The sequence below is a fragment of the Demequina globuliformis genome, assembly GCF_000975155.1.
GTDB classification, from domain to species: Bacteria; Actinomycetota; Actinomycetes; order Actinomycetales; family Demequinaceae; genus Demequina; species Demequina globuliformis.
Genome location: NZ_BBRG01000001.1, coordinates 508,332 through 521,101 on the forward strand (window position 1 = coordinate 508,332; position 12,770 = coordinate 521,101).

Consider the following 12,770-nt stretch of genomic DNA (forward strand, 5'->3'; position numbering starts at 1 on the left):
GAGCAGGTTGCTCGGACGTTGGGGTGCGGTGGCGGGCCGGACGTGCGTCACGGCCCGCCACCGCCGTCTAGATCAGCAGCTGCCGGCCGGGGCCCACGGGCCCCAGGAGTTGGCGCTGCTGGGCTGGTCGCCCTGCGTCCAGTAGCGAGCGGTCCATTCCTGACCGTTGTAGCTGACGCGAGCGCCACCGTTGTACACGGCGGTGGCGGTCCACGCCGTCGCCGCGCACTGGCCGGTGCCACCGTTGCCGCCATCGCCACCGTCGCCGCCGTCTCCACCGTCACCGCCGTCGATGGGCGAGGACACGACCTGGATGCCACGACCGTGGTCGTAGGTGGTCGAGTACTCCGCACCGTCGAAGGACACGATGACGTTCGAGAACTGGGCGATGGGCAAGGTCCACTTGAGGTTGTTCACGATCTCGCCGCCAGCGGGGAGGCCGCCGAGCGGAACCGTGAACTCAGCAGTGTGGAAGTCGCCGTCAAGGCCGCCAACATTGTTGCCGGTGTGACCCTTGTCCGTCGTCGTCGTCTTGAAGCCTGACCAGTCGCTCATCTCTCCGGTGTCGGACGTGCCGTACTGGAAGGAGATGGTGGCGCCAGCCGGGATGTCAACCGAACCGTTGTTGGTGAAGACGACTTTGGGTGCGATCGGGTAGTTGTTGTCGCCCAGTGCGAACTCCGTGTACTCGATGTCGATGTCAAGTGCCTCAGTCGGCATCTGACGGTCGGCGTTCGCCTTGGTAGCGCCGTACTGGCCGGCGTTCGACAACTTGTCGTGCATCAGCTCGACGAGCGTGGAGCCCATCTCGTACTGGCCCTTGGCCTGGTTGTACTCGTAGTCACCCGCGAGCTCCCAGATCATCAGACCACCCAGGCCCGTGTCTGCCACATAGTCGGCCTTGGCCGCGATCGCCTCGTTCGAGTCGCCGGACAGGAACGTCTTGGTCTGTGCGTTCCACCACCACTCGTTCTTGGTGACGTCATCGAAGTAACGGACGTAGTCGCCTTCGATCTGCTCGGTCACGCCGTAGGAGTCCACGTAGTCACCGCGCACGCCGTCTTCAAGGTTGAGCACGTGCCAGATGGGGTTCACGCCAGCGGGGATCGCATTGCCCTGGGGGTCGGAGTCGAACCACAGGTTGTTGATGCCTTCGCCGCCGAACCCGCACTTGCCGTTGGTGCCGTCGGGGCAGTTGAAGCCGGCAGGCGCAGGGGCCCTGCCGCCCATGCCGTTGACGCCGCCTTGGACGTTCTCGAAGCCGCGGGTGTAGAACGGCACACCCAGGTTGATACGTCCGGCCTGCATAGCGCCACGGAAGTAGTGCGAAGCCCAGTCACCGTTCAGGTAGCCGATGCCCTTGTAAGCGCCGTAAACGCCTGCAGCGGCGAGCTCCGGGTCCTTGCCGTCGTCGAACAACGCACCGTTGCCGCCGACGTACTCGTTCCACGCGCCGTGGAGGTCGTAGGTCATGAGGTTCAGGTAGTCGACGTACTCGGTCACCTGGAAGGCCTCCATGCCACGCAGCAGCCAGCCAGAGGAAGGCACCGCAGCGGTCAGCATGTAGTACTCGCCGTCCTCAGCGCCAGCCTCGTCGAGCTTCTCGCGCAGGGTCTTCATCAGGTCAACGAAGTCGGAGAAGAGCTCACCGCGCTTGGCGTCAGCGATTCCGAAGTCCAGCGGGTTGCCGGCCTGAGCGTTCGATGTCGGGTATTCGTAGTCGATGTCGATGCCGTCAAAGTCGTACTCGCGAATGAAGTCAACGACGGAGTCGGCAAAGGTGTTGATCCGGTCCTGCGACTCGGTCATCGTGTAGAAGCCGCCGTTGTCCACGCGGTCGCCGTTACCGTCGAAGTAGCCGCCAGTTTCGGCCCAACCACCCACGGCGGGCAGGATCTTCACACCGGGGTTGTCCTTCTTGTACTTGTTGAGCAGGTTGAAGTGACCGGTGTAGGGCAGCGATGGGTCCATCTCGACGCCCGGGAAGGTCATGTCCGTGGCAGCGTTGCCGGGAACGTCCTGGTTAACAGACACTTCGTAGTTGTCGTCGATGTGCGCGAAGGCGTAGTTGATGTGCGACAGGGACTCCCACGGAATGTCATCTGCCAGGTACGCCGGACCGTTGGCACCGGTGCGCCACGAGGTGAAGTAGCCAATCACACGGCGATCGAGGCCATTAGGCAGCCGCTCCACACCGTTCTCGTCGTAGATGTCGCAGTAAGGCGTGTCCACTCCTGGGGTCTGCGCCATGCCATCAGGGCGGCAGACCTCGTCAGGGTTGGCATCCGGGTCCGGAGTCGGGTCGACCGTGGGGTCCGGGCTGGGATCCGTGGTCGGCGTGGGGTCCGTGGTGGGTGTCGGATCCGTCGTCGGTGTCGGATCCGTCGTGGGTGTCGGGTCCGTGGTGGGCGTGGGGTCTGTCGTCGGAGTCACGCTGGGGTCGGGGGTCGGCTCAGTGCTCGGTCCGCACTCACCCTTGGACGCCCAGGGGCCCCACTGGCTCGCGCCAGGACGCTCGTTGACGGTCCACCACTTCGCCTCGTAGTTGACCCCGTTGAGGGAGGCGGCTTTGCCTCCCACGTATGTGGTGGTGGCGCTCCACTCGGGCGCGCATTCGGCGGCCGATGCCGCCGAGGCAGTCGCGGTGACCGCAACCGCCGTGAGCGACGCGCCGAGGAGTGCCGAAAGCGCTGTCGCGGCCACTCCTGACCGTGCTCGAGAACGGATGGAAAGCATCGTTGCTGTCTCTCTTCCTGTCCGCGCCATCGGCAGACCTTGGGGAACGTGCGTCCCACGTTAGGAAGATGTTCAGGTACTTGTAATCCGCGTTCACCACACTTTTGTGAGGAAACCTCACTAACTACCCGTACGTAAGTACCCGTACGTAGGGGGCTTGGCGCTCATCCGTTGCCAGAGAAACGATGGGCAAGGACTGCGAGTTCCACGCGTGAGCGGAGCCCAAGTTTGCGATACACGCGGCCCAAATGGACCTCGACCGTCCGCACGGACACGTACAGGCGTTCCGCGACGTCGCGGTTGGCGTAGCCCTGTGCCACGAGCGTGGCGACCTCGCGCTCGCGGTCCGTGAGATCGCTCGCCCACCGATGACCAGAAGGCGAGGGCGCGTCGGCCACAGCGGACTCATCAGCGGCGTCGCCAGCGACGCGCGCCGCCACTCCTGTCCCGGCGGACGTATCAGCCATGGCTTCCGTCTCCTCGCGCACCAAGGCGACCCAGGCGTCGGCCCCCGACTCATCGAAGAGGTCCTGCGCGGACATCAACGCGGCCACCGCGCGCTCACCGTGGTCAAGACGTGCCCACGCGCGGCCGATGCTCAGTTCAGTCCGCGCGCGGTCATAGGCACTCATGAGGTCCCGCGACGCGGCCATCGCCGCATCAACCCGGGCCTCGATGTCGTCCGTCGTCGCTACCGCGAGCTCCGCGCGAGACAACGCCGCTGCTCGGCTCACGGGAGACAGGGTGCCAATTCGCGTACGCAGTCGGTGCAACGCGCGATGTGCCTCGTGCCCACGCCCCGCGACCGCCCACTCCTCTACGACGTCCAAGCCCGGCACGGCCATACCCACGCTGGACTCCCGCAGCTCACGCTCGGCCGCAACCTCCAACAGAGTCGCGGCCTGGACATGATCGCGATCAAAACTGGCCTCGATTGCGCGGTCAACGAGAAGCCCCAAACGCACCGCGGTGCTCGCCGCGCAAGGAGACGTCGCACTCAAGGCATCACTCAGGACTCCCACCGAGCCGTCCCGGATCATGTCGATGCGCCTGTTCAAGGTCACGCCCAGACCCGCAAGCACCATGCCGATGGGCACGTGCTCGGCGGCCTCGCGCAGCGTTGCGGCCGCGCGTGCCACATCACCTGCCCGGAACTCGACCAACGCCTGCACCACGCGCAGGTGCGCGACCACCAGCGGCGACGCGGCACGCCCTGCACCGTCGAACCACCGCGCTCCGTGTCGCACCGGCGACAACTCTGCCACCGCGCTCGCGAGGAGTCGCGCGGCGGCATCAGGATCGTCAGCGTGCATGAGCGCGATCCCTCGCGCCACGGCACCCAGCGCCTCGTCGTCGGCCAGTTCCGCCTGGCTTGGCAGGTCAAACTCACCCGAGTTCTCAGCCGCGTAAATGGTGAGCCACCCACGGGCGAGCCGGGTGCCGTCCCGATCCCCGCATCGGCCCCCTCCCACCAACTCGCGGGCCTCCTCGAGCCGGCGCCACGCAGCGGCCGTTGCCCCGCGCTCCATGTGCAAACACGCAGCAGCAGACAGCGCCCGCGCGACGTCGGAACGGAGCCGTTCCCCGTCCTCGCCATGAGAGCCTTCCGCCACTTCCGCGCGGGTGCGCTGAAGGACGTCATCCGGCACGCGGCCATCGGTGAGGGTCAAGGTCAGGGCCATTCCCAACAGCGTGCGGGCGCGCGCGGCCAGATCGCCGCTGCGGGCCGCGTGGGGAAGCCAGTGCGCCGCATCATGGATATGCCCGCTCAGCACCGCGGCAAGCCCCGACAACTCGCAGGCACGCAAGCGCTGCTCGCCGGTCGCGTGACCCACCGCCTCGCGCGCCACCGCGTGCGCCCAGACCGTATCGCCGTGGCGCAGATGACGACGCGCCAACCGCAACAGGTGCGGAACCACAGCCGGGTCTCCGGCAATGTGCGCCAACGCGGTGTGCCACGACGCCAGCTCCGGCTCGTTGGCCTCCGCGTGCGCCCGCGCGAGAGCCTCATGCGCCGCGGTTCGTTCTGCAAGCGACGCCTCGCCGTGCAGGAGTGACCTCATGCGTGGGTCGTCGAACGTGAAACCACCGGACAACAAGTTGAGGTGCGGTGCGACAGGGCCGGACACAAAGTAGCTGACGTCCTTGCCCGTCGCGCTCGTGAGCGTATCGATCCTGTCGACGACAGCGACGGCCGCAATCAGCAACACCTCGCGATCCTCCGCGGTGAGATCGTCGGCGACGGGTGCCAGGGTGTTCTTTACGGCCGGCACCAGCGGCAGCGGATCCGGCAGCAGCGACGTTCCCGCGAGGTGGTGCGGGCTCAAGCGTCGCGCTGTTTGCACCACACAGCCAGGGTTGCCCCCCAAACGGTCGACGAGCAAGCGCGCCACATGCGGCGCGACGGGCCCGCAGCCGGCGCCCGCGAGTACGCGCAGCGCTCCCTCAGCCGTCAGGCGAGGCAGGTCGCGCATCTCCACGTCGTGCGGGATGCGCGAACCAAATGGCGACCGGCAGGCCGTCGCGAGCACCACTGTCGCCGAGCCGTCATGGCCCATCAGTTGTTGGAGGGAGTCAAGGGCGTCCTCGGCGAGCTCGTCGAGGTCATCGATGAGGATGACCGTGGTGCGACCGTGGGACAACTTGCGCAACTGCGCTGCGATGGCCGCCTCAAGACCGCGTTCGGCTGGCAACTCGTCTTCTGCCGCGTCGCTCAGCCGCTCCACTTGACTCAGAACCGCTGCCAAGAACGCATCACGCGAACGTTCGCGATCGAGGCGCTCGGGCGAGATGCGCAACACAGTGGTGCGAGCCGAGGCGGCGGTTGCGGTGAGGGCCTCGTACAACGCGTCGATGAGGGTGGAGCGGCCCATGCCGTGTTCGGCGGTCCACACCACTGCACCGGAGCCCTCCGCCACCACGGCGAGGGCATGCTCAAGTTCTGCCTGACGCGCGCCAGGCAAATCCGCGGCTCCCGCTTCTGCGCCCCTGCGGGCGTGAGCATTCACCAGCGGCACCTCAGTGGTCATTGCCATCATGGACCCCTTCGACCGCACGCCCTCATTGCGATGCCGCACATGCTAGCAATGGAGATTCTCAGAAATCCCCTGGCAGACGCGGCAAACACTCAGAAAGCGCTTGTGGAATTGTGGTGAGAAGGGATGGCCAGGATAACGGCGCACAACGATTCGACACCAGGGCGCCCGGCCCTCGCGGGCGAGTCTTGTGGTGGGCGTGACGTCGCGGGCATACTCGCCGCATGGCGATCTATCACCTCGCGCTCGTGCGCGACTGGGAGGCGGCCGTTGCCGCCGGCGAGTACCGCGTCTCGACGCTTGGACGCAGCTTTGACGAGGTGGGCTTCATTCACGCCGGTCACGCGCATCAAGTGGCCGGCGTGGCGGAGGCGTTCTACGCGGGCGTGACCGAGCCGTTGTGCGTCCTCACGGTCGACGTCGAGACGGCGCTGGCGTCCGGTGCTGAGCTCATCGAGGAGGACGGCGGCGAAGGGCAGTTGTATCCCCACATTTACGCGGCGATCGATCCGGCATGGGTGACGGAGGTGCGCCCGGCGGGTTTTGAACGAGGCCGGTTCGTGTGGTGATGAGGCTCGAGTACGCGCCGGTTGCCTAGTGCGGGGCGGGGGTGACCACGGGGGCCGATGCCGGGATGCCTGGCTCCTGCGAGTCACCTTCCGGCGCGGGCAGCGTGAAGTCCTCCGCCGGGTCCTCGGGCAGCGCCTCGGGGGTCCGTGCAGGCTCGATGCGCCGCTCGCCTAGCTTGACGATCACGACGCCGGTGAGCACCAGTCCAGCCCCAGCGATCTGGACGGCACCAGGAGCCTGACCCAACAGGATCCACGCGAAGATGGCGGCGGCGAGCACCTCAGTGAGCGCGACAAACGACCCCAAGCGTGCGCCAAGCCGTCGCGTTGCTGCAATGCCCGCGACGTAGGACACGCCTGCCGTCACGACGCCCAACACGATGGCGACGAGCCACCACGGAACGGCGAATGGCACAAACTGCACCGTGCCCGTGGCGAATGCCATGGGCAGCAGGCCCGTCACGGCTGCGACAGAGAGCACCACGAGCGCGACCAGCAGTGCACCCGCAGCGAGGGTCAAAGGCGGCAGGCCGTTGCTCTCGTCCCCGGAGATCACGAAGTAGACCGAGGCGCCGACCATGGCGCACAGCGCCCAGCCGATCCCCACAAGGCTGACTTCTCCGCCGCCCAGCACATCCAACAGCAGGACAAGCCCACCAAAGGCCACTGCCGCCCCTGCGAGAGTAAGGCGAGTGGGGCGGTGCCCGTGTCGAAGCCACATCCACAGCACCACGGCGACGGGCGCCAGGTACTCGATGAGCAACGCCACCGACACATCCAAGTGCTGAACGGCGAAGAAGTAACACAACTGCGCGCCCGCCACGGCGAAGACGCCGTAGGCGATGATCGAACCGATGCCGCGGCGCACCAAGTGCCAACGGCCGCGCAGGGCGACGATGCCGGGGAGGGTCAGCACCGCCGCTGCAATGGCGACGCGCACCAGCGTCGCCGAGCCTGCAGTCCAGCCCATGTCCATCAGTCCACGGCCAAGGCTTCCGGACATGCCGAAAGCCGCGGCCGACAGCAACGCAAACCCCAGGCCGGAGGCCAGGCGGGGCGCCCTGATGTCATGAGCCAACGTCGTCATGACTGATGACAGTACGGTGTCAGTTGGTAATGTGTCAACATGGTTTTTGCCCATGACACGACGATGGCCCTCGAGACCGCTGTGTGGCTGGCAAACTCGGAACTTGAGCCGGACACGTTGACCACCTTCGATGAGCTGGTGGCGTTCTACGACGAGTGGGGCTACACCGGCGCGCGACCCACAGCACGGGACCTGCGTGAGGTGCGGGCGATCCGCACGCAATTGAGGGGCCTGTTCAAAGCGAGCCGTGATGGCGCCGTCCCGCTGGTCAACGCGATCCTCGCCGAGCAACAGGCACTCCCCCAGGTCGTCAAGCACGGAGACATCGACTGGCACATCCACGCCACGACCGACGACCGCCCGCTTGCCGAACGCATCCTCGTCGAGGCAGCCATGGGCATGATCGACGTGATCCGCGCGGACGAGATGAGTCGCTTTGACCACTGCGAGATGGACGACTGCGAGGGCGTGGTCTTCGACCTGTCTCGCAACCGCTCGCGCAAGTACTGCTCGCCCACCTGCACCAACCGTGCCGCGGTCCAGGCCTACCGCGCGCGCCAGGCCGAGGACGACGACTAACCCAGCCCCGGCATCGGCCCCACGTCGTTAAGCGCGGTGCACCTTCACCGCGCCGTATCCGGTGCGCACGTGAAGCTCAACGGGGTCCTCGCCGGCGACCGGCCCGCCGTCAGCCTCCAAGTCCATCACCACCGCCCCGTGATCAGAGGCCGCGTCCAGCCACAGCGGTACGCCCGGCCTGACCCCGACTCGCACGGCGCCCATGGAGGTCTCACACCGGCTCACCCCGCCGGCCAGATCGCGCAACGTGATCGAGCCGTGGGTGGTGCGCGCGTCGAGGCCCGCGAGCGCGCTGCCGACCTTGATCGATCCGTTGGTGGTCTCCAAGGTGGCGGGCCCCGCGACCGACTCGACCGCAATGGCACCATTCGACCCGCGCACGCTCAGCGCCCCTTCCGCGGACTCGACCTTGGCGGAGCCGTTCGACAAAGCGACGGTCGCGTCGCCACTGACGTGCCGCACCCGCACCGCCCCATGCCCGCCGGTCAGTTCGAGCGCGGCAACTGTATCCACGCGCACGGCGCCATAGGTCGCTTGGAGACGCGCAGCGCCCAACTCACCGACGAGGCGAATCTCGCCGTACTTGGTCTGCGCATCCACCGACAGTCCCCGGGGACCCTCGACGATCACGTCAACGGAGTCAGGCTTGCCGAACACCGACGTGCGAGACGGGGCCGTCACCACGATGGCGTCACCGGAACGCTCCACACTTGCATTGTCGGCCGCCTCGCGGTCGCCTGCACGCATGCGGTTGGAGGGGTTGACGACCACCGAGACCTCATCGCGACCGGGAACACCGACAACGTCGATGCGGCCGGCTGGAATGTCGATGCGAACGGTCGTGATCTCCGCGCCCGTCACCGCACCCACCCCGTGTACCGAGCGGCAGCCATGCCGCGGCGCGACTGGGGAGCGGGCGTGACGGCGCCCTGGATTGCGCGTACGAGCCATGCGTTCAGCGACAGGCCCTCGGCAGCAGCTGCGGCCTCTGCCCGCTGCTTCAATGTGTCGGGCAAACGCAATGTGGTGCGGCTCGTGGCGTCATCATCCAGCGGCTCGGCGGCGTTGGAAACCGGTGCAGAGGGAGCCGATGCTCGCTCATCTTCGCGGGTTGAAGGGTCGGGCTCGGCAACGGTGACGACAAAGTCGACGTCCCGGCCGCGTACGCGCAGGTCGACGGATCCTGGGGAGAGGTCACGAGAGATCTCCCCCGTGGCTTCGGAGAGGGCCTCGACAATGACGAGGCGGGTGGCGGCATCCAGGGTCTGAGCGAGGCGCTCGGCGGTGGCCTGCGTCTCCTCGGTCCCGGCAGCTGCGGCGGAAATGAGCTGGCGCTGCAGCTCTTCGGTGTAGTGAGAGAGTTCCATGACGCCAGTATGACATCAAAGTGATGTCAATGTGACGCGACAAAGGTCCTGGGCCTAGCGGGGCCGCGCGACGGATATGGTGTTCGCGTGACTCTCGTGCTCTCGATCCTGCTCCTCACCAACGCCATCTTCGCGTTCATGGTGTGGCCCGCTTTCATGAAGCGCATCGCGGCAGACGCTCGCTCGACGGACGCTGACGGCCAGCGGACCAAGTTCTACGCGGTGCATCGCCGGCTCATCACGATTGCCCTGATCCTCGCAGGGATCTCAGGCGTTGCTGGAGTCGTGGGCTTTATCTTCGGCTAGTGGGCGGAGCTGCGGATGCGCTCCAAGCCCGCGCGGACCTGGTCCGCAGCGTGCGACAGGCGGTCGTCCGTAGAGCCCGCCCAGTCTGCAGAAATCTCGAAGCCGTCATCCGGGTATCGAGGGAATACATGCAGGTGGGAGTGGAAGATTTCCTGCAAGGCAGCCTCCCCCTCGGCAAAGAACAGGTTCACACCCTCGCACCGGACCTCCGAGGCACGCAGCGCCCGCGCGAGTTCCTGCGCCACCTGCATGACCTTGCCTGCCAGCGCCGGCGGCATGTCCGTCAACCCCACCGTGTGCTCCTTGGGCACGACCAACAGGTGGCCATCGGTCACGGGGTTGATGTCCATGAACGCCAACACGTCTGCGTCTTCCCACACCACGTGGTCCCGCGAAGGGTCTGCCACGATCGAGCAGAACACGCACTCGGCATTTGTTGAAGGCTCCGTCACCATGGCCCCAACGTACTACGCCGGTCGCGCACCAGGCCCGCACCTTGCCCGGTTCGCGCCAGCCCTGCCTCCCCCACGCCGACCCCGCGCTGGCCGACCGCCGGGCTACCGCCGGCCGAGCGCCGGCAGTCACCCAGTGCCGATTTTCGCGCGAATGCGGCACTCAGTGACTGCTGAGAAGCAGGTGCGGGGTTGACGGATGGGGGTCCGACTGAAGGCGCCCGTAGGTGTCGACATCGACGCGAACACCGTCGATCAGAAACTTGCCCCTCTCGGTGCCCTCCTGCACGAACCCTGCGGCGCGCGCCACCGCTCCCGATGCCGGGTTGTTCACGCGGTGACCTAGCTCGAGCCGCTCAAGACCCCCCGCCTCCAGGGCCCAGGCCGCCACTGTCGCAGCGGCACGTTGCATGACGCCCTTGCCCCGGGCGTCGGCCCTCATCCAGTACCAGAACCACCCTGACCTGTTCACCGCATCGACTGTGACGCACACCAGTCCCACCAAGTGACCCTCGTTCTCGATGGCCCAGGGACAATGCCGCGAGCCGGGCGCGGTGAGCCCCGCGATGTAGCGGTCCGCGTCGGCGAACGACGCGACATCGCCTTGGCGCGCCATGTCCGGGTGAGAGGTGAACGCCGCGAGGACATCTGCAGCGTCGCCTGCCACAAGCGGCCGCAGTGCGTACGGGAAATGCGCGGTGCTGGCAGTCATCCCACGCAATGTACCCGCCACACGAGGTGGCGACTGGCAACGGCGGATGCTAAGAGCCCTGCTAGACCGTCGCCGGAATCATGGTCACAGTTCAGCAAAGAGGCTTGCTCGCACTGAGTCGGGGGCGTAGTCTCACATCGTTCCAGCGGTCAGCTGGACGTGCTGAAGAGATTGAGGAGGTGCATGACCATGTTGAAGTTTGCAAACATCACGGCAATTGTCGTGCGCCTGCCCCTCGGCCGTAGCTAACGCTGCGTACTCCGCCCCGCACTCGTTGAGTTGCGCGGGCCCGGCCCTGGCCTGATGCCTCACCGCGCGCTCTGTCGCGACACCCGCCTATGTCATCGTGCGTCACCACGCACCTGAGCACGGGCCCACTCTTCCGCACCACCAGTCAAGGAACTGACATGCACACCATCGACCCTGAGTCGATGCTCACCGTTCACCACGCCGAGCACCGACAACTCATATCCCCGGCAGGCACTGCCCGCCGGGCCTACCGGCAGCACACCGTCATCCGTCGCGTTCGCGCGGTCTACGTCGTAGTCCTACGACGCGCCTACGTTCGCGCCCGAGCCGCTCAGGCGCGTTCCGAGGCGCACGCGTCGAGCGCGACGGCGGCGTAATGCGACCCACTGCGCGGCTCCGCCTGGACTCCTCCGGGCGGGGCCGCGTGACCATTCCCCGCTGCCAGAAGAAAGGACACTCCCATGGCACGCAAGCGCAAGAAGCCTCGCGCAGGACTGGCCGGCATGGGCAATGACGCACTTCATCACGCGATGCAGGAAAAGCGCCGTTCCAACGCCGCCCAGCCTCATCTCGACAGCCGTACGCAAAGGGCCCGCACCAGGGCCGACGCCACCCGCAAGGCCATCACCGACTCCCGCCGGTCCCTGGAGGGACATGGCTGTCAGCGTCACCGTAGGCGCTGACAGCTTTGCCTCTCTAGGGACGGCCGCAATATACGATTCCTGGCATGCCGCCCCGCTCCCCATTGCCGCAACGCCATGGGCTGGATGCTGCGTGGATTCGCACGCCCCGCGTTGACGGCGAAGCCCAGACCTGGGCGACCATGGGCGACTTTCTGCGCGACCGCCTTCCCGCCCGAGCGCAGGTGGACGCGCGCCTCGAAGCCGGCGAGTTTGTGAACCACGATGGTCAGCCGTGGTCAGGAGACGAGCCGTACCGACCGCACCAGTTCATCTGGTTCCACCGCCCGCTCGAACCGGAGGTTCCGGTCCCGTTTCCCATCACCGTCGTTGCCCAGACCGAGCGGTACGTGGTCGCCGACAAACCACACTTCATGGCTACGACCCCGCGCGGGGCGCATGTCCAGGAAACGGCGCTCGTGAAGCTCCGCGTGCGCTTGGGACTGCCCGAACTAACGCCTGCGCACCGGCTCGACCGCGCAACGGCTGGCCTCGTGATGTTCACGACGAGGCGTGAGTTCCGCGGGCCTTACGCGATGGTGTTTGAGCGGCGTCGCGCGCGCAAGAAGTACGAGGCCCTCGCTCCGCACGACCCCACGGTGACGTTCCCGGCGCGCGTCGCAAACCGCATTGAGAAGGAGCGAGGGAGTCTGCAGGCGCGGATTGTCGCGGGCGAGCCGAACGCCGAGACGTTCATTGAACGAGTGGAAGTGCGCGGCTCATGGGCCCGCTATGCGCTCACCCCGGTGACCGGCAAGACGCACCAGTTGCGGGTGCACATGGCGTCGCTCGGGCTTCCCATCCTGGGCGACCCCATGTACCCAGAGGTGCTGGAGGTGGCCGCGGATGACTTCAGCAACCCCCTCCAACTCGTCGCACGCGGGTTGAGCTTCACGGACCCCATCGATGGGAGCGAGGCCCGTTTTGAGAGCCGATGCGCGCTCCAGTGGCCGCACGAGGTCGCCTAGCGCACGCGGCAATTGTGGCTGCGCAGCAGC

The 12,770-nt window shown here is 66.8% G+C and carries 13 protein-coding genes; 6 read left to right on the top strand and 7 right to left on the bottom strand.

Annotated elements, in window-relative coordinates:
• Positions 1-72 precede the first annotated feature (72 nt).
• Complete coding sequence (locus AOP75_RS02320; RefSeq protein WP_083966633.1) at positions 73-2,736, bottom strand: glycosyl hydrolase family 18 protein; 2,664 nt, start codon at positions 2,734-2,736, stop codon at positions 73-75.
• Positions 2,737-2,900: 164 nt separating this feature from the next.
• Positions 2,901-5,771, bottom strand: a complete 2,871-nt coding sequence (locus AOP75_RS02325; protein WP_161794522.1) for a LuxR C-terminal-related transcriptional regulator — start codon at positions 5,769-5,771, stop codon at positions 2,901-2,903.
• A 224-nt stretch (positions 5,772-5,995) separates the two neighbouring features.
• Between AOP75_RS02325 and AOP75_RS02330 the strand changes: the two genes are divergently transcribed.
• The gene (locus tag AOP75_RS02330; protein ID WP_062076748.1) at positions 5,996-6,340 is read left to right on the top strand and encodes a DUF952 domain-containing protein; all 345 of its coding nucleotides are present in this window, start codon (positions 5,996-5,998) and stop codon (positions 6,338-6,340) included.
• A gap of 25 nt (positions 6,341-6,365) precedes the next feature.
• Here AOP75_RS02330 and AOP75_RS02335 read toward each other — a convergent pair whose 3' ends face one another.
• Positions 6,366-7,427 (bottom strand): EamA family transporter, encoded by a 1,062-nt coding sequence (locus AOP75_RS02335; protein ID WP_083966634.1) that lies wholly within the window; start codon positions 7,425-7,427, stop codon positions 6,366-6,368.
• Positions 7,428-7,466: 39 nt separating this feature from the next.
• Here AOP75_RS02335 and AOP75_RS02340 point away from each other — a divergent pair, with 39 nt between their 5' ends.
• Positions 7,467-8,006, top strand: a complete 540-nt coding sequence (locus AOP75_RS02340; RefSeq protein ID WP_062076749.1) for a CGNR zinc finger domain-containing protein — start codon at positions 7,467-7,469, stop codon at positions 8,004-8,006.
• A gap of 27 nt (positions 8,007-8,033) precedes the next feature.
• On the opposite strand, the gene AOP75_RS02345 is transcribed toward AOP75_RS02340, so the two are convergent.
• Entirely contained in the window at positions 8,034-8,867 is an 834-nt protein-coding gene (locus tag AOP75_RS02345; RefSeq protein WP_062076750.1) for a DUF4097 family beta strand repeat-containing protein, read from the bottom strand.
• On the bottom strand, positions 8,864-9,373 hold the full coding sequence (locus AOP75_RS02350; RefSeq protein WP_062076751.1) for a toxin-antitoxin system HicB family antitoxin: 510 nt from the start codon (positions 9,371-9,373) through the stop codon (positions 8,864-8,866). The genes AOP75_RS02345 and AOP75_RS02350 overlap by 4 nt, the downstream gene beginning before the upstream one ends.
• Positions 9,374-9,460: 87 nt before the next feature.
• Here AOP75_RS02350 and AOP75_RS12695 point away from each other — a divergent pair, with 87 nt between their 5' ends.
• Positions 9,461-9,679: an SCO4848 family membrane protein gene (locus AOP75_RS12695; protein WP_062076752.1), complete on the top strand. Its 219-nt coding sequence runs from the start codon at positions 9,461-9,463 to the stop codon at positions 9,677-9,679.
• Here the strand turns inward: AOP75_RS12695 and AOP75_RS02360 are convergent.
• Together AOP75_RS02360 and AOP75_RS02365 are read right to left on the bottom strand one after the other, a co-directional pair.
• A complete protein-coding gene (locus AOP75_RS02360) occupies positions 9,676-10,134 on the bottom strand; it encodes an HIT family protein (protein WP_062076753.1) in 459 nt (152 codons plus the stop codon). The genes AOP75_RS12695 and AOP75_RS02360 overlap by 4 nt on opposite strands.
• A 160-nt stretch (positions 10,135-10,294) precedes the next feature.
• Positions 10,295-10,843: a GNAT family N-acetyltransferase gene (locus AOP75_RS02365; protein WP_062076754.1), complete on the bottom strand. Its 549-nt coding sequence runs from the start codon at positions 10,841-10,843 to the stop codon at positions 10,295-10,297.
• Between the two features lie 407 nt (positions 10,844-11,250).
• Between AOP75_RS02365 and AOP75_RS02370 the strand changes: the two genes are divergently transcribed.
• From AOP75_RS02370 to AOP75_RS02380, 3 genes are all read left to right on the top strand, one after another.
• Complete coding sequence (locus tag AOP75_RS02370) at positions 11,251-11,469, top strand: hypothetical protein (protein WP_062076755.1); 219 nt, start codon at positions 11,251-11,253, stop codon at positions 11,467-11,469.
• Positions 11,470-11,553: 84 nt separating this feature from the next.
• Positions 11,554-11,775 (top strand): hypothetical protein, encoded by a 222-nt coding sequence (locus AOP75_RS02375; protein ID WP_062076756.1) that lies wholly within the window; start codon positions 11,554-11,556, stop codon positions 11,773-11,775.
• A 44-nt stretch (positions 11,776-11,819) separates the two neighbouring features.
• Positions 11,820-12,740 carry a pseudouridine synthase gene (locus tag AOP75_RS02380; protein ID WP_062076757.1) on the top strand — a complete coding sequence of 307 codons (921 nt, stop codon included), beginning with the start codon at positions 11,820-11,822 and terminating at the stop codon, positions 12,738-12,740.
• Positions 12,741-12,770 lie beyond the last annotated feature (30 nt).